The 26,162-nt window shown below is 36.9% G+C and carries 15 protein-coding genes and 1 tRNA gene; 9 read left to right on the forward strand and 7 right to left on the reverse strand.

What is annotated here, in order from left to right; genetic code table 11:
* Nucleotides 1-72 precede the first annotated feature (72 nt).
* The 4 genes from AC3FI7_RS19515 to AC3FI7_RS19530 all read left to right on the forward strand — a co-directional run bounded on the left by AC3FI7_RS19515 (nucleotide 73) and on the right by AC3FI7_RS19530 (nucleotide 3,751).
* A complete protein-coding gene (locus tag AC3FI7_RS19515) occupies nucleotides 73-2,052 on the forward strand; it encodes a T9SS type A sorting domain-containing protein (protein WP_142726095.1) in 1,980 nt (659 codons plus the stop codon).
* A 5-nt stretch (nucleotides 2,053-2,057) separates the two neighbouring features.
* Nucleotides 2,058-2,279 carry a signal peptidase gene (locus tag AC3FI7_RS19520; RefSeq protein WP_142726094.1) on the forward strand — a complete coding sequence of 74 codons (222 nt, stop codon included), beginning with the start codon at nucleotides 2,058-2,060 and terminating at the stop codon, nucleotides 2,277-2,279.
* A 61-nt stretch (nucleotides 2,280-2,340) separates the two neighbouring features.
* Complete coding sequence (locus AC3FI7_RS19525; RefSeq protein ID WP_491460729.1) at nucleotides 2,341-3,633, forward strand: TlpA family protein disulfide reductase; 1,293 nt, start codon at nucleotides 2,341-2,343, stop codon at nucleotides 3,631-3,633.
* A gap of 44 nt (nucleotides 3,634-3,677) precedes the next feature.
* Nucleotides 3,678-3,751 (forward strand) — tRNA-Met (locus AC3FI7_RS19530).
* Nucleotides 3,752-4,375: 624 nt separating this feature from the next.
* On the opposite strand, the gene AC3FI7_RS19535 is transcribed toward AC3FI7_RS19530, so the two are convergent.
* The 7 genes from AC3FI7_RS19535 to AC3FI7_RS19565 all read right to left on the reverse strand — a co-directional run bounded on the left by AC3FI7_RS19535 (nucleotide 4,376) and on the right by AC3FI7_RS19565 (nucleotide 14,280).
* The gene (locus AC3FI7_RS19535) at nucleotides 4,376-5,674 is read right to left on the reverse strand and encodes an HlyD family secretion protein (protein WP_142726092.1); all 1,299 of its coding nucleotides are present in this window, start codon (nucleotides 5,672-5,674) and stop codon (nucleotides 4,376-4,378) included.
* Between the two features lie 309 nt (nucleotides 5,675-5,983).
* Nucleotides 5,984-8,179, reverse strand: coding sequence for a peptidase domain-containing ABC transporter (locus AC3FI7_RS19540; RefSeq protein ID WP_142726091.1), 2,196 nt, complete (start codon nucleotides 8,177-8,179; stop codon nucleotides 5,984-5,986).
* A 188-nt stretch (nucleotides 8,180-8,367) separates the two neighbouring features.
* Nucleotides 8,368-9,882 carry a thioredoxin domain-containing protein gene (locus tag AC3FI7_RS19545; RefSeq protein ID WP_491460730.1) on the reverse strand — a complete coding sequence of 505 codons (1,515 nt, stop codon included), beginning with the start codon at nucleotides 9,880-9,882 and terminating at the stop codon, nucleotides 8,368-8,370.
* 671 nt (nucleotides 9,883-10,553) lie between these two features.
* The gene (locus AC3FI7_RS19550) at nucleotides 10,554-11,513 is read right to left on the reverse strand and encodes a DUF3810 domain-containing protein (RefSeq protein WP_491462103.1); all 960 of its coding nucleotides are present in this window, start codon (nucleotides 11,511-11,513) and stop codon (nucleotides 10,554-10,556) included.
* Between the two features lie 91 nt (nucleotides 11,514-11,604).
* Nucleotides 11,605-13,050 carry an MFS transporter gene (locus AC3FI7_RS19555; protein ID WP_491460731.1) on the reverse strand — a complete coding sequence of 482 codons (1,446 nt, stop codon included), beginning with the start codon at nucleotides 13,048-13,050 and terminating at the stop codon, nucleotides 11,605-11,607.
* Nucleotides 13,051-13,080: 30 nt separating this feature from the next.
* Nucleotides 13,081-13,818, reverse strand: coding sequence for a lysophospholipid acyltransferase family protein (locus AC3FI7_RS19560; protein ID WP_142726087.1), 738 nt, complete (start codon nucleotides 13,816-13,818; stop codon nucleotides 13,081-13,083).
* A 3-nt stretch (nucleotides 13,819-13,821) separates the two neighbouring features.
* Entirely contained in the window at nucleotides 13,822-14,280 is a 459-nt protein-coding gene (locus tag AC3FI7_RS19565) for a GtrA family protein (RefSeq protein WP_142726086.1), read from the reverse strand.
* Between the two features lie 363 nt (nucleotides 14,281-14,643).
* On the opposite strand from AC3FI7_RS19565, the gene AC3FI7_RS19570 reads away from it, so the two are divergent.
* The 5 genes from AC3FI7_RS19570 (at nucleotide 14,644) to sov (ending at nucleotide 26,057) form a co-directional block, all read left to right on the forward strand.
* The gene (locus AC3FI7_RS19570; RefSeq protein WP_142726085.1) at nucleotides 14,644-14,907 is read left to right on the forward strand and encodes a hypothetical protein; all 264 of its coding nucleotides are present in this window, start codon (nucleotides 14,644-14,646) and stop codon (nucleotides 14,905-14,907) included.
* Nucleotides 14,908-14,992: 85 nt separating this feature from the next.
* The gene (locus AC3FI7_RS19575) at nucleotides 14,993-15,844 is read left to right on the forward strand and encodes an ATPase (RefSeq protein WP_142726084.1); all 852 of its coding nucleotides are present in this window, start codon (nucleotides 14,993-14,995) and stop codon (nucleotides 15,842-15,844) included.
* A gap of 16 nt (nucleotides 15,845-15,860) precedes the next feature.
* The gene (locus AC3FI7_RS19580) at nucleotides 15,861-18,146 is read left to right on the forward strand and encodes an NADP-dependent malic enzyme (RefSeq protein WP_142726083.1); all 2,286 of its coding nucleotides are present in this window, start codon (nucleotides 15,861-15,863) and stop codon (nucleotides 18,144-18,146) included.
* 228 nt (nucleotides 18,147-18,374) lie between these two features.
* On the forward strand, nucleotides 18,375-18,959 hold the full coding sequence (gene ruvA / locus AC3FI7_RS19585) for a Holliday junction branch migration protein RuvA (protein WP_142726082.1): 585 nt from the start codon (nucleotides 18,375-18,377) through the stop codon (nucleotides 18,957-18,959).
* Nucleotides 18,960-19,016: 57 nt separating this feature from the next.
* Nucleotides 19,017-26,057, forward strand: a complete 7,041-nt coding sequence (gene sov, locus AC3FI7_RS19590) for a T9SS outer membrane translocon Sov/SprA (RefSeq protein WP_491462104.1) — start codon at nucleotides 19,017-19,019, stop codon at nucleotides 26,055-26,057.
* Nucleotides 26,058-26,162: the final 105 nt, after the last annotated feature.

The raw sequence follows: 26,162 nt of genomic DNA on the forward strand, positions 1-26,162 counted from the left end.
TATTTTTTTTTTAAGAAAAATAATAATACCTTTGCGGGTGAAGATTGTATTAACACACAAATAATTTATACAATGAGAAAAAGTTTATTTGCTATAGGTCTTTTAGCAATTAGTTATTCTGTTCAGGCGCAGATACTATGTCATGTTGACACTAATGCTAATATGTATGTGAGCGAAGGCACCCTAGTTTATAGCGGTGGAGGTGTACAGACAAAAGGTAATGGCCTTTTGGACGTGCATGGAAATATCATGGTTGTAGGATCTGCTACAGATAGTTTTAAGACAATTGATGCTGCCGGCGCTGATAAAACTGATGGCGGAAATATCATTCTAAGACTTAACACTCCTGCTTCATTTGCTACTTCTACGTATGGCCAGCTGTACATTGACGGACTATCCCAGTCCAACATTACAGGTATTGTAACTAAAGAGTACCGAACGACAAGTAACGGCAGCGGTAATTACTTCCAGCAGGTTGCTTTGCCTTTCTTTGGTAAAGCATTCAATTCATTATCTGCTGAAGTTGGAAAAACTTTCAATACAGGAAGGTATGATAATCCAATTCTTAAATGGGATAATGCTAATGCTGTGTCTATTACCACTTTGAATCTGGCTCCTACCTCGACTACTTGGGATCCTTCAGGTTATTATATGCTTAAGATTAAAAATAATGACTGGAATCCAAGTGCTCCTGCAACAGGAAACGTATTCAATATCAACGGAAAACCATATGCTCCATATGCGAGTGCTGTAACATTACAGAATGCAGGAAAATCTAACGTAGGAGCTTCCAATGTTGTGTTCGGAACTAATGGTAATGCTCTAAACCAGTACAATGAGAAGTATAATACTTATCTTGATGATAGTTTTGAGTTTACGACCAACCCATGGACTGGTTCATTTGGACAAAATTTCTATCAATTCGGAAATCCTTTCCTTACCAATCTGGATTTAGCCAATATTGGATATACAGAAAGCGTTACTGGATCCGATGGAAATGCTGTGAAAAATATCTGGGGAGTTGAATATGATCCAGGTACCATTGTAACTCTTCCAAATGGTTCTACTTATGCTACAGGTTCTAAGGTGGTTACTTTCTTACCTACAGGTGATGGAGTAGCTCCTGCTATCGGAGATGTTGACCTGGTGGTAATCAAGCCTATGCAGTCATTTAAAATAAAGCTGAGAGACAACACAGCTCAGACTTTAAATTTTAATACACTGAGAAGGTTTAAATCAACGGCAAGAACAGCAGGTACCAATTATGATGTAAATGCAGCTAAAATGTCCTCCAGTGGTAAGGGAACCAATTCAGTAAAACAGCTTGGTGTAATAGGTCTGGATGCTAATGGAAATGAACTTTCCAGAACATATTATGTTGTTTCTCCATCTTTAACAACAGGTCACCAGATTTCTGCAGCTACTTCAGTTCAGGCTTCAGCAGGTAAAAACATCATCGGTACTTTTGAAGAATCATTGAATGGAGGGTATGACAGTAACTATACCAACTACTGGTTATATATTAACGAAGCTAATGAGAATAACTTCCAGGGTAAAAATGTTAAGTTAGTTAACTATTACCTGGATAAGGTGAAATCTTATAAGTTCGAGATCAGAGAGAACTCAGTACTGATTCCGGCTGGTGCACATCAGCTATCTTCAGGAATCGGTTTCTACTATAAAGCAGAGAATGGGAATCTGATACAGGCAAAACAGGGAGATGTTGTACCTGTAACCAATGAAGAAGCTAATTTGTATTATGGTGAACCAAGTAATATTACTTTAGCTGTAGATAAAACAGCTACTAGTGTTTCCAGAACAATTGTAGTATATGATCCATCTGTTACAAATTACATCGTAAGATTCGATCCAAAATGGAAAAAAGCAGATATTCAAGTTTATGATATGAGCGGTAAACTGGTAATCTCTAAAAAAGCGGTTGATGCATCCAGAGATTTTGTAATCGAGCTTGATGGCTCAGTTAAAAATTCATATGTTGTAAAAATCGTTTCAGATAAGGGAGAAACTGTTAACACTAAAATCTTAAAATAAACCACATGAAAACTATTAATAAACTAGTATTAGCTCTTTTTCTTTTTGCTATATCTTTAGCAAATGCTGCTCCGCCACAACCACAAGCAGCTCCAACAGGATCAGGAAATGGAGGGAATGGTACCGGAGCACCTGCACCCATTGATATGTATGTATATGTACTTGCTATTGTAGCAATTGGACTTATTGTTTACTTTACGAAAAAGTACAAGAGCGTAAAAGCATAAAATTTTATTAAAATAATATTAAACTCTCTGATTAGTCAGAGAGTTTTTTTATTTTTACTCTATGAAAAAGATTTATACGCTATCTGCGGTTTTAGCCGCATTTGCTCTGCAGGCTCAATTCACTGTTACCATTCAGTCTCCGGCAGATTTTAAAGATCAGGATGCAATTCTATATACATTAAACGGTTCAAAAGATATCATTGTTACTAAAGAACAAAGTAAGAATAATACCTGGACGTTTAAATATCCAGGTAATTATATGGGAATGATGAAAGTTTATTTCCCGGGTACTAACAATACAGTAAGCTTTATTTCTGAAAATAAAAATGTCAACTTTAAACTTGATATTCAGAATAATAAAATCAAAGATGTAACCTATCTGGATGAAGCCAACAATCTTATGAGTAAGCAGCAGGAAGGCTCACAAAAGAAAGAGCTTATTCTGCCAGCTTTAGCACAGATTAAAGAATATTATAAGGACAATACGGACTTTGGGAAAGCTTTGAAAGCAGAAATTGAGAGACTTTCCGGTGCATCCAGCTCTATTGATGCGGCACAACACCCGTTTATTGCTTATTATAACACGAATTACAGCAAGTTTATTTCCAACTCACCCGATTCCACTAAAAAAGTAGACCAGGAAGAAATAATCAACTTTCTGGACAAATCGGGGGATATGCTTGAAAGTTCATCATTATTGAGACCGGTTTTGGTAGCTTATCTTAATTCAGGAGGAAATACAAATGTTACAGCTTCTGTTGATAAGCTGTTAGACCGTTTAAAAGTAGAGACTCCAAGAGGGCAGACTGTATTGTCAGAACTGATTGATATTTTTGATGTATACCAGATGGATGAATATAAGAGTAAATATTTGTCTCTTGCCAAAAACCTTAAGTGTACCATCACTGACAGGCTTGCTTCTACATTGAAATCGAATGCAAATATCGAAATGGGGGCTGTTTTCCCTAATTATAAGTTCCAGTCACCTGTTAATACCACAGCGAAATCATTACACGATATAAAGGCCGATAAAAAGATTGTTGTGTTTTGGTCATCCACATGTTCGCACTGTGAAAGTGAACTTCCTAAACTCCTGGAAAAATATAATGATCTGAAATCAAAAAATATTCAGATTGTAGGGCTGTCTTTAGATGTGGATAAGAATTCTTATACCAAAAAAATTGCTGCATTTCCATGGGTGAATGATTCGGAATTGAGAGGATGGAACAGCAGTTACACTGATACCTACAATATTCATGCAACTCCGACGTATTTTATTTTAGATGCTAACAATAAGATAATCAGCAAGCCAGATCATGTTGGAGATGTTTTGGAATATTTTAAGTTAAAATAATTTTGGAGGTAAAGAAATATTTTCTATATTTGCACCACCAAAACGGCGAGGTAGCTCAGTTGGTTAGAGCGCAGGATTCATAACCCTGAGGTCACGGGTTCAATTCCCGTCTTCGCTACGATAAACCGCAATCATTGATTCAATGATTGCGGTTTTTAATTTTAAAAGAGTCATCAGTTTATCTTTTAATTCTTTCAAAAGATTTTCGGATCAGGTGCAAAAGTGGAGGACTAGTACAAAATCTATACTTTTTATTGAACTGACAGGTCATTTTTTAATCACAAAGAAAAAATGATTCAGATGTTTTATTTTAGAAAGCTAAGAAGTGCGACTTTGTGGCTGAAGAAGCTTAGAGGATATGTATTAGCTTAGAAAGAATGAATGAAATTGATTCCATCCTTTGCTCCCTTGAAAATATGAGATAAGAGGCTAAAAACTTTGCGCTAGTTTAAATTCCATAAATATAATATTGAGACAGATCCTTGACTTCTCAACTTCTCACATTCTTTCATAGTTTATTTCTTAATGAATTTATGGGTTGATTTCCTTGTATTCGTTTTCATACAGCCTTTTTTTGAAGGAAATGATTTTTCATGATCATATACTTTACTCAAACTGAAAGTGTCCTAATAATCCATCTCAACAAGCAAAGATATTTGCAGGACCAGTTATTTAAAAAACAGAATATATAAAAAGCCGTTTTACAGATTGTAAGACGGCTTTTATTTTTTATACGGGTTCATTAAACCTGATATCCAAGAAGCTTTCTGATCTGATAGAAGAATCTCTCAATCAGTCGAAGATCCTGCGTTACAATCTCCGCACTGCCCCTCAGTTCCTTATCGAATATAAGTGTTTTATTATAACTTGTTTTTAATCCTTTCGGTAAAATAACATCTACATAATAGTTTCCTTTTTCATCGGGAATCAGAGATATATTCTGTACTTTTCCTTCGATGATGCCATATTCCTGGAACCGGTAATTATCAAGTTTAATCAGTACTTTTTCACCCGGGGTTATTTTTCCTGAGTTTGTTGTAGGAACAGACATTCTGCCTACCAGCTGCTCTTTATTTTTAGGAAGTATGGAAAGAATGGGTTCACCAACTTTTACGAACTGATTTTCGCCAAAAAACTGCTGAAAACTGGCAACACCGTCGGTGGATGATATAACAAGATAATTCAGTTCCCATTGTTTTAAAGATTTTCGGAGCTGTTCAAGAAGCTGTAAAGTCTGTGAAGAATAGGTTATTCTGTCTTTTTCTGTATTAATGGCGGTTCCGCTTTTGGTTTTATTCAGATTGGAAATGCCTTCATCCATTTGGGATATAGAGATTTTAATATTTTCAAGGTTTTGCTGAGCCTGAAGAAATTTAATTTTTTCATTTTCAAGTTCCATTGCTGAAATAACTCCCTGGTTAAAAAGTTCCTGTGATCTGTTGAAATTTTTCTTAGTCAGATCATATTTTATAGACTCCAGGTTTTTCTGCTGTTTTAAGGTTGCTATTCTTCCCCTGTATTCAGAAATACTTTGATTCGCTGCCAGGTTTTCCGGAGCATATGGTTGTAATCTGGTAAAAAGAGCTTCATCCTGAAATGCTTTTGCAAAACTGTTATATTCACCTTGTAGCTCACCCAATTTAAATCTGGAAGTCTGTGCAATAGGAAAGGTGTACAATTTATCAGGAGTAATAGAATCTATCAGTTTCTTCAATTCCAAGATGTCTTTGTAATTGGCAGCGGACTGCATGACCATTAGAACATCATTTTTTTTGACTTCCTGATGATCTTTAATGAATATTTTTTCAATTTTAGAACTGGTCCTTGCTTCTATTTTCTCAGGAGGATTCTGAGAAGTTACAATAATAGGAGCCGGTACAAATTCCGGATACTTTATAATGTAGCTCATCAGAAGGATAAGCAGTAGAATAATAAATATAACGGTATTTCCCCAACGGATCATCCAATGCGGAGGCTGGGTAAGAATATCCTGTACGCTTTCTGAGCGGAGTTCAATATTGTCTAAAACGTCTTCTTTCATTGTTCTGAGGTAAATTTCCCCCAATATTTCAGGGGGAATATAATTTAAATAATTGGGCAGTTCCCGTCATACCATGATGGTGGCGAAGTGTCTGCATCCGGCGGGCATTCAAAATGCTTTATGCGGCATGGTACCCAGCTACCAAGACACCAGGATCCACAGCAGTTATTGTCCGGGATGATAACACCACCGCTGACAAATGTCAAATCTTTTCTCGAAAGTTTTTTAAGATTTTTCATGATTAATTACTTGTTTTTATTTTTCCTACTCTGTAAGCTTTTCGGATTCCGCTATGATGATTTATATTGGCTAGCTTCCCAGCTCAAGCTGATTTCTTACGAGCCTGTAATATTCGCCTCTTAAGTCCACCAGCTCAGCATGGCTTCCTTCTTCTACAACCTTTCCTTGATCCAATACGATAATTTTATCGGCATGTCTTACAGTGGAAAGTCTGTGAGCGATAACTACAGCGGTTTTACCTTTGAAGAACTGCTCAAGGTTTTCCATGATTACTTTCTCATTATTGGCATCCAACGCGGATGTTGCTTCATCAAATAAAATATATTCAGGAGATTTGTAAACTGCTCTTGCAATAAAAAGTCTCTGTTTCTGGCCTCCACTTATTCCGACTCCCTCATTTCCGATTTTTGTATTATAACTCAATGGAAGACTTTCTATAAATTCTTTGATATTGGCAATTTCTACGGCACGTCTCAGTTTTTGTTTATCAATATGATCTTCACCCACCGCGATATTATTGGCAATAGTATCATTGAAAACATAGCCTTCCTGCATTACGACCCCGCAATGATCTCTCCAGTATCTTGGAGAAATATTTTTCATGTTGGTGCTTCCAATCTTGATTTCACCCTGGTCAGGGTCATAGAACTTCATCAATAATTTTAACAGTGTCGTTTTGCCACTCCCGCTGGCACCCACAATAGCCGTTGTCTGCTGATAAGGTATTGTAAGGCTTAAATTTTCAAAAACGGGAACATCTGATCCGATATATCGGAATGACATATCTCTGATCTCAATATCTTTCTTCGGAACATCTGTAACATACTGCTCATTCTTATCTTCCTCATCATCTTTATCATGAATTTCCCCTAATCTTTCCAGGGATATCTTGGCATCCTGTGTCTGTTTGATAAAGTCGATAAGCTGCAAAAGAGGGCTGTTCAGCTGGCCGATGATGTATTGAACTGAAAGCATCATCCCTAAGGTAAGATTTCCACTTAAAACCAGCTTTGCTGAAAGGAAACTTACCAGAATGTCTTTCATCTGATTGATAAAGTTACCTCCAACAGACTGCCATTGTTCTAATGAAAGAGATTTTATCCGGATTTTGAATAGTTTTACCTGGAGAAATTCCCAATCCCATCTTTTCTGTTTTTCAGCATTATGCATTTTAATTTCCTGCATACCGTTGATAAGCTCAATCACTTTGCTCTGCTCCTGAGAGACCTGAGAAAATCTTTTATAATCAAGTTCTTTTCTTTTTTTCAGGAAAAAGCTGATCCATCCTATATACAATACAGCTCCTACCAGGTAAACGAGGAAAAGTCTGTAATCATAAAATAACAATACAATACTGAAGATGATAAGATTCACCAGTGAGAATAGCGTGTTCAGTGAAGAACTTGTCAGAAGCTGTTCTATCCTGTGATGATCATTGATTCTCTGCATGATATCCCCTGTCATTCTCGTGTCAAAAAAGCTTATCGGGAGTCTCATCAGTTTGATAAAGAAATCGGAGATGATTGAAATGTTAATTCTTGCTGAGAGGTGAAGTAAAATCCAGCTCCGGATGGTCTCAATACCCATTCTTCCCAGAAAAAGCATGATCTGTGCCAGTAAAACCACGTAGATAAAATTGATATCCTGGTTCTGAATTCCAACGTCTACGATACTTTGGGTAAGAAACGGGAATATCAGGGAAAGTAAGCTTCCTCCCAACAGTCCTATAGCCAGCTGAATAACAAGTGATTTGTACTTAAGAAGATATTTGGAAAGAAAAGTAAAACTTGCTTTGCTTTCCTCTGCATCAAATTCAGTCTGGAAGAATGCAGGAGTTGTTTCAAGAATCAGAACAATTCCTTCTTCTGTATTTTCATTGGCATTTTCTCCGATCCATGATCTGATGAACTCTTCCCGTGTATAGGTGATGAGTCCGTAACTGGGATCTGAAATATATACTTTATTATTTTTATCAATTTTATAAACAACGACAAAGTGATTTTTATTCCAGTGTGCCACACAGGGGAAAGGGACTTCTTCTTTGAGAGTATTAAAGTCGATCTGGACTCCCATTGACCGGAATCCAAGGTTTTCTGCAGCATCACTAAGCCCAAGAAGGCTACTTCCTTCCCGTGTTGTTTCAGAAAGATTACGAATCTGCTGCAGCGATATGCTTTTACCATAATACTTACTTACGATCCTAAGACAGGTTGGACCGCAGTCTTTAGTGTCTGGCTGCTTATAAAAAGGGAATTTTTTTTTCAAAACTACTACTCATTAAAATGCCGCCAGTGAATGGCGACATTTTTGCTTTAATTCAATTATAATTCAATGAAATGGTACACTGGAAATAGTCCCATTTGTCACCGTTTTTCTACTCTTTTACATCTTTTCAGATGGTTATTTTGTTTTTCCTAAGATAGTGAAATTTTTAAATGAATAAGATTTAATTATTAAATCTCATCATCCTCTATTAATTCATCAATAAAGAACACGATATCTTCACGATCATACTTGTCAGGGAACTGATATCCATTGATGATGAAGATAGGGGTAAAGCTTAATCCTGCATTACTGTTTTCTTTAGACATCTCTACTAATGGATTCAAATTTTCTGAAGTTACATTTCCTCCGGCAAGAACATTAATTTTACTTTCATCCTTGGTTTCAAACCATTCTTCTACCGCATGTAAAAACTCTTTTTCAGGTTTGTTATGATAAATATGAGTTAGGTCTGAAATAAGCTGTGTATATTTTTCAGGTGCTCTGTCAGGACTGTAATTGAATCTCATTTGTAAAGAAATATTATCCGGGTATTTCTCCAAAAGATCTTCTATCAGTTTATGAGCATCTTTACAGAAACCACAATATGGGTTGGAAACAATAGAAATACGAAGTTTGGCATCTCTTTTCCCAACAGCAAAAGTTTCAGTATCCTGAAATTCTATTTTTGGATTCTGCTCCATCTGGTTTTTGAAAAGCTCATAATTTCTTTTGAATCTGAGATTTTTCGCATTCGATTTTTGGAGTGCTTCTTTTTGTTCAAGAAGAGTGTTGAAATAAATAACGGCAGAGAATACAAGAGCCCACAGAATAACAGTGAGTAAAAGTGCTCCCACGCTGAAAGACAGATTCTCGAAAAACAAACTGCTTATTACTATTTGACCGACAAGAATTGAAATAATCAGCAGGCATACCCTACAAAATGTTTTTTCTACGAATGCCTGAATATATAAAGAGTATCCTATCGCCAGTACAGAAACGAAAGTGAATCCTTTTACAATATAGGCTGTAGCAGGTAAAAATAAACCTAAAACTGTAAGTCCTGTAAAATAGATCAGGGAAAAATCGGCAAACTTTAAGCCCAGAATACTGGTTTTATCCTGTTTAATAATCTTATCGCATGAATTGGCCGTCTGGCTAGCAGCTGTACCTCCGCCCCCGCATATACTTCCGATCACAGTAGATGTATTTCCGAATTTCTGATTGAAAATTTCCAGAGATATATATACTCCTGCCAATGAGAGAAGATTGAATATGGCTTCATAGATGGTTTGGCTTATAAGAGAATAGGCAAGCACAGCTGCAAAAATTATGTAAAGGACCGGCTTAAAATTGAATGCCAGCTTACTCTCTGCATTTTCCGTTTTCTCAAAGAGTAGTACAAAGTCTGTTGATTTATTATAAAGTTCTTCTTTACCGAAAGTTTTTGCTTTTTCTGAATATACCGAATAATTACTTCCTGATTTTTTTACCAGAGAAAATGAATTTTCAACAATGGCAATGAATTCTTCAGGAAGTTCGTCCCAGTATTCTTTATCCAGTTCATAAGCGTCATTTTTCACCCCCATAAAGTTGAGTGTATCACTAAAAGCCAATGCTGATGGATAATTGGGGTGTGAGTTGAACTGGAAAATAAATTCCTGTTTATCTAGTTTAAGGTGGTTAATTAGTTTGTCAAAAATCATATTAATATTTTTATCTAAAATACACAGATGTTTTAAATATACAAAAAAAATTTTCCTTTATTAGTGAGATATAAACTGTTGTTGTTAGATTTTATTTGATCCTCAGTATTTTATTTTTCAGAATCCCAGGTTAAAAAAATATTTACTTAGTTGGGTTTATTTAAAATCAAGTAATTGATCTTTTTTAAGTTTTTAAAGAGAATGTAAAGTGAAGTGCATTTTATAGAAACAAAAATGAACAAAAATGGAGACATTTTATACCATAAAATATCATATAATTTTGGAAGGCAAATTGTAGAAATATACCCTAAAATATAAGTGATAACTCCAATTTTTAAAATGTCAAAAAAATAACAAAAACAGAATGCTTTTTATTTAAACAATTGTTTTATTTTTTAAATTTTTTATAGGTTACATGAGATTTGACATCGGTTTGTATATTGAAAACCCATGTTTGATACGATTTATGATATTATGGAATGAACTCAAAAAAACTTAAAAAATCATAAAGTTTTCATAAAGTTTTAAAAAAGGGTAGAAATGTTTTTGTATTTATAAAATATGTCGTACTTTTACATCGCCTTGAATGAGGGAACAAGTCAAGGTAATAAATTTTTTTTCATCATTTGTGTTTTTAGAATCGTATCGCCTGATACGATTCTTTTTTATATCTATTTTTCGTAGTTTAAGAGGAGATCTATAAAGTAAGAATAAGTAACGGAACCTTCCTGCTGGTTACTCTTTAGAAACAGGTTATTGGTGAATCCAAAGAAATCATCCAGCCAGCCCTGATGACTGTAAACGAAGTTCTTTTCAAAAGCACGGTCCCTTTTCATAGCGGGAGAATAATGATGAAGAATAGCTTTTACAAACTCTGGGTCTTCCTCTACAATGAACCTTAAAAGACTTTTTAAAGTGAAAAATTCTGTACTGTATCTCAACTCCGGATTGCTGGAGTTAATTCCTATCAAATATCCCACAAAATTGGCTTCCTGCTCTCTTGCAAAACCCAATTGATGAGAACTTTCGTGGGCTGTTGTGAAAGGTATGAAAGTAGATGGCAATTCAGAGTTATACTGAGCTTCAGCGGTAAATGGATTGTAATATCCGAGAATGCCGGTAAAACTCATAATGTTTTTGAATAAGCTGGGCTTGATGTCCAGTATCTGAGTGGTTTTTTTATCCGAAATATAAGGTGGTAATTTTGCCTGTTGGCTGAGGATTTCCTTTTGTATGGAGGAAAGATTGGTGATGATAAAAACTCCCTGCCTATTTTCATGAACAGCCTGCCGGGTCGCCTTACATTTTTCAAGATAGATAAGAGCCAGTTTTTTTGCCTTGTCTACATTAGGCTCATCCTGGCTTGAAAGCTTTTTAAGGATCGGAGTCTGGAAATACAGCATTCCCCAAAACATCTGATAAATGAAATAAAAAACATTGATGATAATCAGGATTTTCACCATCGAATCATTCCTTCGCTTCCTCCTGAATAAAGAAGTTAAATAATATAAAAGGAAAATGCTTAATACAATATACATCAAATCACCTACAGAAAAGGGAACCCAGCTGAATAATATCTGGTGTATTTCTTTCTGTAGTTCGAAAAAGTTCTCAAAAAAAGAAATCATTATCCTGGATTTTGAGAAACCATAAAACAAAAGAAATTGGGCAAGTAATACACCTGCCCAAAATCTTTTCTTCTTATATATTGTTTTTGTTCTGTTAATGACCACCACCTTTAGATATTTTATCAAGATCAATGCCCTGGGCTTTTAAGATTCCACTTACACGGATCGCATAGAATGCAAGATAAGCAAAACAAACAACTCCTACGATATAGCTGAAGTGAATGTTTGTGATATCGGCAATATAGCCCTGTATAAAGCTTACAATACCTCCACCCATAATCATCATGATAAGATATCCCGAACCCTGGTTGGTATGTTTTCCAAGCCCGTTGATTGCAAGTGCAAAAATACATGGCCATAAAGTGGAACAGAAAAGGCCTACGCTGGTAAATGCATATACGGATACCATTCCGGTCGTTCCCATCCCAATAAGTAATGCTGCAATTCCTGCTATTGAGAAAATTAAAAGCATTCTCGCTGGGTTTCCTTTGCTTAAGATATCACAAATGATCATTGCGATAATGATAAATCCGTATACATAGAACGGAGACAGATCGTGGTTGGCAATAGCATTTACGAATAAAAATACACCAAACGCCAGATAAGGAGCTAAGAACCTTAAGATCTTTTTGAATCCGGCATTCACATCAAATGCTTCGACAGCTCCTGTCCATCGGCCAATCATTAATGATGCCCAATATAATGAGATATAAGGGGCTACTTCTTTTGTTTCAAATCCAAGACTTTTTTCCATATAAGCAGGAAGGTTACTTGCTGTAGAAACTTCTACCCCTACATAAACGAAGATAGCGATCATTCCCATAACCAATTGAGGATACTGGAATGCAGAAGTCCTGTGCTCTCCCGGCGTCACATCATCAGTATTTTCTGTGTTTGTTGGAGTGATAGCAGGAAGTGAAGAGAATTTAAGCATTAAAGCGACAAGAGCAAAAGCTGCTCCTAGTATAAGATAAGGCACTTTTACGCTTTCAACACTTGCTTCTGTATTGGCTGCGCTTGCAGAACCGAAAATGGCAAATGAAACAATAAGCGGCCCAATAGTAGTTCCTAAGTTATTGATTCCTCCGGCCATGGTTAACCTTTGTGATCCCGTTTCCGTAGGACCTACCTCAATAGCAAGAGGGTTGGCAACAATCTGCTGAAGGGAAAAACCTAAACCTACAATAAATAATCCGGAGATCATTAAAGGGAAAGAATGCATATTGGCTGCAGGGTAGAACAATAGAGTTCCCAATGCGGAAATCAAAAGTCCTACAATAAGACCATTTTTATACCCGATTTTATTGATCAAGTCCTGTTTCAGGCTCTTTGATACGACCATATAAATTAAGGAACCTACAGTGTATGCGACATAAAAGCATATCTGTACCAGCATACTTTCAGTTTGTGATAAGTTGAAGGCTTTTTGAAAAACCGGGATCAGAATATCATTACTGGCTGCTACAAATCCCCAAAAGAAGAATACCGTAACCAACGGAATGAATTGAGCCCAATTGGTTTGTTTAGAATAATTTGACATATTTATTATAGATTTCACAAACAAATATAGCTATTTACTTTCAACGGAATACTGGATTAAAGTTTTTTTTATTTCCGCATAAGCCTCTGCCTTCAGGTCTTTTGGCGAATCAGCAGGCTCTATAATTCCATTGAAATATACCTTTACTCTTCCGGGATAGCCTTTTGAATTATCAAACGGGAACATTTCCTTAAGTCCTATAAAGGTATAAACAGCGATAGGAGACTGATGTTTTGAGGACAGCATAAAAGCGCCATCCTTAAAATCATCCAGGATCACAGAAGTGTCGTCAGGTACGCCGCCTTCCGGAAAAATGGCAATACTATTGCCCTCCTCCATCTTTTCAGCGCATCTGCGGTATACATCGGCACGGCTTCTTGCACTCGCCCTGTCTACCATTACACATATCCTTTTATATATAGTTCCGAAAATAGGAATCTTTACCAGTTCTTTTTTTCCTACAAAACATATCGGATGATGAGGAAACAAAATGCAGACAAGCATAATATCCATGATGGAGGTATGATTGGAGATAAAAACATACGGTATATTTTTGTCTTTTTCCTGGGGAGAAAGTTTAATAAGATCGTATCTGAAACCCATTCCGTAGAACATTCCGAAACACCATATTCTGACCAGTTTATAGCCATATTTATAATGTTTTTTATTAAAAGATAAAATATAGACCGGGATTCCGATGGTAACGGTCAGAAAAAATGCCAACAGCAGCAGCCAGAATCTCCAGAGATAGTTTAATATTTTTGTCACCACTTAACCGTTAAAAATTACTTTCTTTTTTACCGAATAATTCAGAATGGAAACCAGCAATATTGCTGCAATTTTGCTGATCATTTCCGGGCTTAAGGTATAAAAAAATAAATTGATATTATCTTTAAATATGAAACTGTAAAATACCTGAAAAAAGCCTAAGCTGAGCAGGGTCGAAAAAAAAGATACCACCATAAAATAAGCAAACTCCTTTCTCTTTGAATGCTTTCCTCTTTCAAATACAAACCAGATACTCAGAAAATAATTGGTAATAATCCCACAGCTTGTAGAAAAAATATTACTCAGAGGATAATGTATCCCATAAAAGTTGGTCTCCTTGGCAAAGAAATGCGGAAGATAGGTGCTGAAAATCTTAAAGCTGCCGATTTCTACAATGGCACTCAGTCCTCCGGCAATGATGAAGAACAAAACCTGTTTCTGGCGTAAGAGTATTTCTTTCATTTAATGAGTATAAAAACTAAATGTTTGTACATATTGTATGACGTACTGTAATGACGTATCATTCATCAGATAAACATCTTACCGGATTTCTAGCGGTAATGCCGGTTTTATAACCCCAACTATTAGATCGCTTCACAATATGAATATGCAAATTTATAACTATATGTTAAACACTGAAAAAAGTTGTTAAAATATTTTTTTTAATAAAAAATATGTCTAATTTTAATATTCAGAATGATGTAATAAAGACCTGATAATAAATTCATTTTCAACTCCTTGTGTTGATGGTTTTTTCTATCTTGTAGTGCGTGGTTAAGCGCATATACTCCAATATTTTATGACCCAATTATTAATAATATTTGTATGAAACGTCAAAACAAATACAGAAAATTCCAGCTTCAACAGAAAAATATTGAGGCCCTTGAGAAAGAAAATTCCCGCTTCAAAAGAGTGTATTCTGAATATGAAAATATGTCAAATGAACTGTGGAATCTTGAAAACTCCACTGGGGAGCCGGTACCTGACGATTTTATCAATGCAATGGCATTGCAGACTTCTTATCTGGAAGATGAAATAGAAGATTGGCTTTTACAGTTCAACGAAAAAAAAACACAGATCAAGCATTAATGATTTTAGACAGCTTCCAGATTGTTTTTAAATGCTAATTGAAGATAAATTCATAATTTAGCACCCTTAAATTAAAATCTAAAATATGGTTGCTATTGTAGATAGTGGTTCTACTAAATCGGATTGGGTAATACTTGATGACTTTAAGAAAGTTTTTCTGAAAACAGAAACAATCGGGTTCAATCCGAATTTCATCAACAGAGAACTTATCGCTCCTGAGATACAGAAAAATAGCAATCTGATATCCGTTAAAAACTCAATTACCAAGGTATTTTTTTATGGTTCAGGATGCGGAGTGAAAAAAAACTGCGAAACCATAGAAGAAGAATTGAAAAAGGTTTTTGGAAAAGCTGAGATTATTGTGAAGGAAGACCTTATGGCCGCTGCCTATGCTGCTTACAGTGGGAAGCCTGCTATCGTGTGTATTCTTGGCACAGGATCAAATTCCTGTTTTTTTGACGGTAAAAACGTGAAGATAGAATTGCCTTCACTGGGATTCCTGATCGGTGATGAGGGAAGTGGTAGTGCTATCGGGAAGCAATTGGTACGCAGATATTTCATGAAAAAATTACCTTCAGACCTTCACGCCGAATTTGAAGCAGATTATCAGCTTACCGTGGAAGATGCGTTGAAAAATATGTATCATACTCCAAGACCTAATGCATATCTGGCAAATTTTACCAAATTTGTAATCGAAAGAAAAGATCATCCTTATTTCAGGGATATGGTTTTTGACGAAATGAAAAACTTCTTTGAATACCAGGTTCTCCCTTATGAGGAAGCATATGATGCCGAGATTAATTTCATCGGTTCTATTGCCTATTATTATGAAAACACACTACGTTCTGTAGCTGCAGAACTTAATTTAAATGTGGGACATGTTGTACAGAAACCAATTGAAAGCTTAGTAGATTACCACATTAAATATATACTTTAACAAAAAACAAAATTTTATGTCAAGTAACAACAATCGTGACGAAAAGAACTTTAGCCAGGCCGCACTGGATTATCATAAAGCAGAACCCAAAGGAAAAATTGAAGTAATCCCATCAAAACCGCACTCTTCTCAAAGAGATTTATCTCTGGCATATTCTCCGGGGGTAGCGGTTCCGTGTATGGAAATTCATGATAAGCCGGAAACGGTTTATGATTATACAGGAAAAGGAAACCTGGTTGCAGTAATTTCTAACGGTACTGCTGTACTTGGGCTTGGAGACATAGGAGCTGAAGCTTCAAAGCCGGTAATGGAAGGAAAAGGGCTTTTGTTCAAGATCTTTGCAGACATCAATGTTTTTGATATAGAAATTGATGAAAAAGATCCGGATAAATTTATTGAAATCGTAAAAGGTATTGCGCCTACTTTCGGGGGAATTAATCTGGAAGATATTAAAGCACCTGAAGCTTTTTATATAGAACAAAGACTGAAAGAGGAATTGAATATTCCTTTGATGCACGATGACCAGCACGGAACTGCTATTATCTCTGCTGCAGCATTGATCAATTCTTTGCAAATTGCCAATAAGAATATTGAGGATGTGAAAATGGTGGTGAATGGAGCAGGTGCTGCAGCTATTGCATGTACCAAACTTTATATTTCACTAGGGCTTAAAAAAGAAAACGTCCTGATGTGCGACAGTAAAGGGGTGATCAATCATAAAAGGGAAAACCTGACTCCGGAAAAACTGGACTTCATTGCTCAGACCGATATTGAAACGTTAGAAGATGCTGTAAAAGGATCTGATGTTTTTGTCGGATTGTCAAAAGGAAACGTGATGACTCCGGAAATGCTGTTGAGCATGAACGAAAATCCTATCGTGTTCGCTTTGGCTAATCCTGATCCGGAAATTGCTTATGACCTTGCCATTGAAACCCGTAAAGATGTAATCATGGCAACAGGAAGAAGTGATTATCCTAACCAGGTGAACAACGTATTAGGTTTCCCTTATATCTTCCGTGGTGCATTAGATGTACAGGCTACAGGAATTAACGAAGCAATGAAACTGGCTGCTGTACATGCGATTGCAGACCTTGCAAAAGAACCGGTGCCGGAAGCTGTAATTTTAGCTTACAATGTCCAGAGTTTGCAGTTCGGAAGAGAATATTTCATTCCTAAACCATTTGATAACAGACTGATCACAAAAGTATCAAGTGCTGTTGCTAAAGCAGCTATTGAAAGTGGTGTTGCAAGAAAAACCATTACGGATTTTGAAGAATATGAACACCAGCTTTTAGACAGAATGGGAAGGGATGAAAGACTGGTAAGAATGATGCAGAGCCGTGCGAAATCCAATCCGAAAAGAATCACCCTTGGAAATGCTGAAGAGTATAACGTGTTGAAAGCTGCTCAGATCCTTTATGAAGAAGGAATTGCTTATCCAAGCCTCTTAGGAGATAAAAAATATATCAAGGAGCAGATGGAACGTTACGGAATTACTCTGGATGTGCCTATCATTGATCCAAGTGATGATGATCAGAAAGAAAACAGAAAAAAATACAGAGAAACTCTTTGGAAACTTCGTCAGAGAAAAGGAATGAACGAGTACAAAGCTAAAAGATATGTTCGTCAGAGAGATTATTTCGGACCTTTGATGCTTAGACATGGTGATACGGATGGTCTTATCGTTGGGTTCTCTAAAAACTACACTTCCGTTTTACGTCCTGTTTTAGAAGTTATTGAAAAAGATAAAGGAGTAGACAAAGTAGCGGCTATGATGATGATCCTGTCTGAAAAGAAGCCTATCTTCTTTGCAGATACTTCCATCAATCAGAACCCAACAGCAGAAGACCTGGTGAATATTGCTAAAATGGCAGAATTTACAGTAAAATCTTTTGCTATTGAACCAAGAATCGCAATGCTTGGATTTGAAAATTTTGCTGCCATCTCCGAAACTTCCAAGAAAGTTGCGAAAGCAGTAGGAATTCTTCATGAAAAATATCCGAAAATGGTTGTGGATGGTGAAATTCAGCCGGATTTTGCAATGAATGCAGACCATCTGAGTGATTATCCATTCTCAAAATTAGGAACAACTCCGGCGAATACATTCATTTTCCCAAATCTTGAAAGTGCCAACCTTTCTTACAAGATACTGAGAGGAATGAAAGTTGCCCAGGTGATCGGGCCTATCTTAATGGGATTAAAGCAGCCCGTACATGTACTTCAGATGCGTTCAAGTGTAGACGAGATCGTGAACCTTGCTACAATTGCTGTTCTTGATGCTCAGAGAAGAGAGAAGAAATAACACATAAAATTATGGTATAACTGTAAATCAGTTTTCATTTCTTTTATTTTAAAAAATGATACTTTAAACAGTATTCAGATAGTAAAAAGACTCCATATTTTGGAGTCTTTTGTTTTTCTGTTAATTCCTTGAATTCTCATTTCAAATTTAAGTTAAAAATCATTCGTACGTCAAATGAAAACATTAATTAGTTTAAATTGCTATATTTGGGAGTTTTAAAAATTAATAATGATATTTTCTTTACAAGGCACAGTTCAGGAACTTACGCCTACCTACGCTGTCATCAATGTGCAAGGAGTTGGTTACTACGTGGGAATCAGTTTGATGACCTCACAGACGCTGGTTTTGAATCAGCAGACCTTTTTATTTATCCAACAGATCATCCGTGAAGATGCCCATCTTCTTTTCGGTTTTAACACACGTTCAGAAAAAGAAATGTTTAATCTGTTAATAAGTGTTAATGGGGTGGGGGCTGTTTCAGCACTTATTTTACTGTCAACACTTAGTCTTGATGAGATTGCCTCTGCCATACTTTCCAGTAACAGCGCATTGATCCAAAAAGCAAAAGGAATAGGTGCAAAAACGGCTGAAAGAATTATCGTGGATCTTAAAGATAAAGTGCAGAAATTCAGCGATCCGGCTTCGAATATTTCTGTAATGGTGGATAATAAAATTAAGGAAGAATCGTTATCTGCATTAGAAGTTTTAGGGATTCCTAAACGAATGAGCGAGAAGATGGCGGATAAAATCATAAAACAAAATCCAAGCATCTCGGTAGAAGAGTTGGTTAAACAAATCTTAAAAAACATTTAACATTTGGTGGCGAATAATAAGCATCTTAACATATTTTTGTTCCTGTCGTTTCTGTTGATGTCTGTCAGTGCTTTGGCACAGACACAGAGAGATACAGCGATCATAAGAAAACAATATAAAGTGGCCGACCCTACAAGGTACGAAGCCTATTACGATATAAAAACCGGGATGTACTATGTATATCCCAAAATCGGAAATACCATTACAGGTCCTCCTACAGCAATGTCTCCGGAAGAGTATAAAGAATATATGCTCGCCACCCAGACAAAAGCTTATTATAAAGAGAAATCTGATAAATATAACCTCCTTTTCAGAAAAGACAAATCAGATGCCAGAAGAAAGGGGCTTATCCCTTCGGTAATGATCAACAACAAATTATTTGAGACGATCTTCGGAGGTAATAAGATTGAAATTATTCCTTCAGGATACGCATCACTTGATTTTGCAGGACTTTACCAGAAGATAGATAACCCGATGATCCTGCCGCAAAACAGAACCAGTTTTACCTTTGATATAGATCAGAGAATTCAGCTGGGATTATTGGGGAAAGTAGGGGAAAACCTACAGTTAAAGGCCAATTACGATACCCAGAGTGGTTTTGCCTTCGAAAACAGGATGAATCTTGTCTGGCAGGCAAAAGGAAGCTGGAAAGATCTTCAAAGCAAAGGCCTTGGAAATGTAGATAAACCTAACGAAGGAGGAGAAGATAAAATAATCAAAAGAGTTGAGTTTGGTAACGTAAACATGCCGCTTTCAACCAGTCTTATCCGTGGTTCCCAGTCATTGTTCGGGGTGAAAACAGAATTCCAGTTAGGAAAAACATTCGGAACAGTGGTCCTTTCCCAACAGCAGGGTGAAGCTCGAAATATTGTAGTACAAGGTGGTGGTGTGATGAATAACTTTAAGGTCAATGCTATTGACTATGAAGAAAATCAGCATTTCTTTTTAGGGCACTATTTCCTGAATAAGTACGACGATGCTTTGATTAATTATCCACAAATTAATTCTACAATCAACATCACCAGATTAGAAGTTTGGGTATTGGATCAAGGGAACAGTAACCTGGCTTACCAGAAAAGCATTATCGGTATCAGAGATCTGGGAGAAGCAGCGGGAGGAGCTACTTTACCAGATAACTCTCTGAACGGATTATATGATAAAGTATCAGAAGTAGCCGGTACCAGAGAAGCTGGGAAAAATTATGGTACTATTTTCCAGGGACAAGTGCTTCCGGGAGATCCTACTCCTTATGACAACGGAGAACAGTTCATATACAATACAAAAGCCAGGAAGCTGAGTGCTAATGAATATATTTTTCAGCCGCAACTTGGATATATTTCATTAAACCAAAAACTTAACGATCAGCAGCTTTTAGCCGTTTCATACTCTTATACGGTTAACGGAAGTAATAAAGTCTACAAAGTAGGGGAATTTTCTGAAGAAAGCCCTGTACTGGTAACTAAAGTATTGAGAGTAAATAACAAGGTAAACACTCAGTCTCCGATGTGGGATCTGATGATGAAGAATATCTACTCTATTGACGCCGGACAGGTAGCGCCGGATGGATTTATCCTTAACGTATATTACAGAGATCCCAAAACAGGAGGTAAGGTAAACTATCTTCCGGACACTCCTGTAAAAGATCAGAACTTACTGAAATTATTTAACTGGGACCGCCTTAATATGAATGGCGATATTCAGAACAATAAAGACGGAAGTAAAGGAGATGGTATCTTCGACTTTGTCAATGGTCTTACTATCAGACCGGAAACCGGAAGAGTCATCTTTACCAAAGTACAGCCTTTCGGTAAATATCTGGAATCAAAGTTGGGTACAAGTGATCCTCAATATGTATTTCAGGATCTTTATACTAAACAGAAACAACAGGCGCTCTCAAGTAACCTTTCACAAAGGTATACCATGGAAGGGCGTTATAAAGGCGTGCAGGGGCAAGGTATTTCTTTGGGTGCAGTAAATGTTCCTCAGGGATCGGTGAAAGTTGCTGCAAACGGAGTACAGCTTACGGAAGGTGTAGACTATACCGTAGACTATATGCTGGGAACGGTGACCATCATCAATGAAAATGTAAAGCAGTCCGGACAGGCGATCAATATTTCACTGGAAAACCAACTGACATTTAATACCCAAAGAAAAAGATTCTTAGGGTTAAACTTAGAAAGAAGGTTCAGTGAAAACTTTATCTTAGGTGGAACAGTAATCAATTACTCCGAATCTCCATTGACGCAGAAAGTAAATTTCGGGCAGGAAGCAGTAAACAATACCATTGCAGGGATCAACCTGATGTACAACAATCAGGCTCCTTATCTTACAAGACTTACCAATAAAATTCCAATGGTAAAAACCGAAGCTCCATCCAACTTAAACTTCAAGATGGAAGCGGCCTACTTATTACCAGGACTAAATAAAGGAACCAATAACCAGTCTTATATTGACGATTTTGAACAGACAACTTCTAAAATATCACTAAAAGAACCGGCAGCATGGAGCCTAGCTTCAAAACCGGAAAAAAATACATTGCCACCATTTAATACGGTGCCGGCAAATGATGATATAACAAGTGGATACGGAAGAGGATTACTGACATGGTATAATATCGATCCAAGATTCTGGGGTGTCGGAGGAAAAGCTCCTGCAGGTATTACACCACAGTCTGTATCCAATCACGCTTCCAGAAGGGTGCAATATTCCGAAATTTATAACAACAGAGATTTCGTAGCAGGAGAACAAACCTTTACAAATACTTTCGATATTTCCTATTTCCCTAAAGAGAAAGGACCATACAACGTAAATCCGGTAACTGAACAGGCACAAAGCAGATGGGCTGGAATTATGAGATCCATCAGTGTTCCGAACTTTGTTACTTCAAACATTGAATACGTTGAATTCTGGATGATGGATCCTTATGCTGATGGTAAAACATTGGGGACTGATCCAAAGCTTTTACTTCATTTAGGAAATGTTTCCGAAGATGTTCTGAAAGATGGAAAAATGCAGTATGAAAACGGACTGCCAACGCCGGGGACCCCTTCTTCCACTACGAATTCAAACTGGGGAACTCAGCCAAAACAGCCTCCGATTTTATATGCATTTTCTACAGAAGGAGATGACAGAAGAATACAGGATGCCGGATATGATGGTCTTACCTCTGATCAGGAAGCCATGAGATTCGGAAATACATTCGTAAACCCGGTGACCAATATTGCAGACCCTGCGGTAGATGACTTTGTATTTTATATGTCTGATAAGTTTACAGGAAGCCAGGCAGCCTCAATTGTAGAACGTTACAAATACTTCAGAAATCCTGAAGGAAACTCAGAAGCAAACTCTCTGAATGTAGCTTCACAAACTCCGGATGCTGAAGATATCAACAAAGATTATAACCTTGATCAGACTGAAAACTATAACCAATATGTTATAAAGCTTGACCAGCCAAGTTTATCACTTGGGTCTAATAATATTGTAGATGTAAAAACAGTAAAGGCAACATTCCAAAATGGGCAGACTTCCGATGTTAAATGGTATTTGTTCAGAATTCCTGTGGCGAATTATGATAAAGCTGAAGGAACGCACGAAGATGCTGTATTGAATAACGTGAGATTTGCAAGATTAATGCTGACAGGATTTGATCAAACCTCTACTTTAAGATTCGGAACAATGGATCTTGTAAGGTCGGACTGGAGAAAATATACCAGTAAGATTGCAAGTTTAAATGTTACTAATCCGGAAGAAGGAACGGGGACTGTGACAGATCCTAATTTTGAAATAGGAAGTGTAAATATTGAAGAAAATGCACTGAACCAGCCTCCATATGTATTGCCTCCGGGAATTGACAGACAGGTTTTGAGTGGAAATGCAGGAGCTCAGAGACAGAATGAGGCTTCACTTTACATGAAAGTGAAAGATCTTAAAACTGAGGCAAGAGGGGTGTTCAAAAATACAACATTGGATATGAGAAGATACAAAAAGCTGAAGCTGTTTGTACATGCTCATGATCCGGAAAATAGAGATCTAAATGTAGGAACTTATGATCCTAAGACAAAATTCTTTATCCGTTTTGGAAGTGATGCTACTGATAACTATTATGAATATGAATCTACAATGAAGCTTACTTCTACCACTGCTACAGCTCCAATGGAGATCTGGCCAATGGAAAATGAAGTTGACTTCGATGTTCAGAACTTTGTAGATGCTAAAATCAGAAGAGATAAATCGGGTGTTGCAATCACGAATAGAACAATGGATCTTGTCTTTCAGGAACCGTATAAAAATATTTATATAAAAGGTAGACCAAGTTTAGGAAATATTACTACCATTATGATTGGAGTAAGAAATGCAGATCCACGAACAAACTCTACCATAACAAGAGTTCTTTGGGTTAATGAAATCCGTCTTTCTGAAATTGAGAATGATGGAGGATATGCAGGTAATGCCAGCTTAAACTTTAATATGGGAGATTTGGCTACCGTGAATGCCAATGCTTCCTATACATCTGTTGGTTTTGGGAATATCGATTCAAAACCTGCGGAAAGAACCCAGTCTACCCAATCAGCATTCAGTATTAATACTGCGATCAATGTAGACAAATTCCTTCCTGAAAAAACCGGAGTGAAAATTCCGTTAAACTATTCTTATTCACAGACTATCGAAGATCCGAAATACAATCCTCTGGACACCGATGTGGAATTCAGCAAGGCTCCTAATAAAGATCAGCTGAAAAAAGTCGCGAGAACTTATACTCAACAGAGAAGTATAGGAGTTGTGAATATGCATAAGGAAAGAGTAAATCCAAATAAGAAGCCTAAATTCTATGATATCGAAAACGTTTCTGTAACGGCTGTTTATAATGATGACTATTACAGAGATATTTATACCAAAAGAAACTACAGACAGTATCTGAGAGGGTATATTGATTACAACTATACATTTAAACCATGGGTGATCAAGCCGTTCAACAAAATGATCAGTGATACGGCGAAATCTACAAAGTATCTGAGATGGGTGAAGGAATTCAACTTTAATCCAATACCTACAAGAATCTCTTTCAGAACTGAAATCGACAGAAATTATAACGAGCTTGAGTTCAGAAATGTGGAAGCGATCCTGAATGGTGACATGAACAGTAATTTCGATGCCATTAGAAACAGAAATTTCTTCTTTGGATGGCAGTACGGATTAGGATTCAATTTCACAAAATCATTAAAACTGGAAATCAATTCTGCGACCAGAACCCTTAATGATAATCTGGATGTAAATTCAATGGATAATAAGTCGATCTTCGGAAACGTATTCAGAGCAGGAAGACCGGTACTGTACAACCACAGAGCTCAGCTGAATTATAAACTGCCGTTCCAGTATCTGCCTTATCTGGATTTCATTGATGCAGAAGTAGGATATGGATTTACTTATAACTGGGCAGCAAGATCTACCTCATTGCTTGGATTTGTAGATCCTAACACGAATCAGCCGGCAAGTTTAGGATCTGTTGGTCAGAATACAAACGTTATTCAGGCAACAGCTTCAGCGGATCTTCCTAAGTTCTTCGGCCAGTTTAGCTATTTCAAAAACATCAATGCCAAACTTCAGAAACGCAGACAGGAGATGGACTCTCTGAATAATGTATATTCAAAGCAGTGGGAGAAGAACAGATACAGGTATAAGAAATATAAATTTAAAAACAGACTTACTCCACTTCAAAGTGCAGCATTCTTCCTGACTTCTTTCAAACAGCTGAATGTAAGTTACAATGAAACGAACGGAACAGTGCTTCCGGGGCTAATATCAGCTCCGAACTGGTATGGATACGGACAGACACTGGGAGGACCAACAATCGGGTTCCTTTTAGGATCGCAGGCTGATATCAGAAGAACCGTAATGGAAAACGGATGGGTAAGTGGCTCCAATTACATGACAGACCCATACGTAAGAATGTCTACCAAAGAATTGAGAGCAGACTTACAGGTGATGCCTATGAATGATTTAAGAGTTGACCTTAATGTATTGCATACCTTTAACAGTAACTTCTCACATACAGGATTCAATTATACCAATAACGGAGTTCCGGATCCTGACTTTACATTTGCCAGTGAACTGACAACCTATTCTAATACAACAATGCTTCTTGGTACGTCATTTAAAGATGGACAGGCAGTTTACCAGGCAATCAGAGAAAATGCAAGAGCACTTTCTCAACAGTTAGGAGGTTCGGGAGCTGTATTGGATAACAATGGATTTGCTCAGCATTATAGCATCGGAAATGCCTATGTCTTGATTCCTGCCTTTAGAGCAGCTATGGAAGGAAAGTCTGTGACTCCGATGACCAATCCTAAAAAATCAGGATTCCCTTTACCAAACTGGAGAATTACGTATTCAGGATTAAAAAATATCCCGATCATCAGCGGACAGTTCACGAAATTTGATATTTTACATGCTTATACCGCGACCTATACTGCTACGGGCATCCAAAGCAATGTAGATTATCATGACAATCCGAACGGATACTATCAGACTGTAGATGATGCTGGTAATGTGAAAAAAAATGCTGGAGATAAGATTAATCCATATACATTTGCACAGGTAGGATACGTAGAATCTTTCTCGCCGCTTATTGGAGTGGATGTTACCATGAGAAACAATATGCAGTTTGGGATACAGTATAACAGAACCAGAATGATGGTGTTGGGATTGGTAAACCAGACGCTTACCGAAGATGCCAATACAGAATATGTAGTAAGACTGGGATATATTGTACGAAACTTCAGATTAGGAACTGCCAATATCAGAGGAAGAGGAACAAGAGGAAAAGGAAGTGATCTTAACATCAGAGGAGATATTTCATTAAGAGACAGTAAAACATCCATTATGAATATCCTGCTGAATGATGCACAGGTGACAGGAGGGCAAAGACTGATGAATATCAAACTTTCAGCAGACTACAATGTTTCTGAGAATCTGAATCTGAGGGTATTCTACGAACAGATGACCTCAAAGTATAAGATTTCCACAGCATTCCCGCTGTCTACGATCAGAGCAGGTATTTCAGCTACATTTACATTCGGTGAATCCGGAGGTGGATTCTAAAAATAATACAAACCTAAAAGTCCTTCAGTTTTGAAGGACTTTTTTTATATCCAATATTTGAAGCTACTATATTTTTGAATACATTTGTACAAAATAAAAATTTAA

This window comes from Chryseobacterium sp. TQ-BC-N36 (assembly GCF_058382295.1).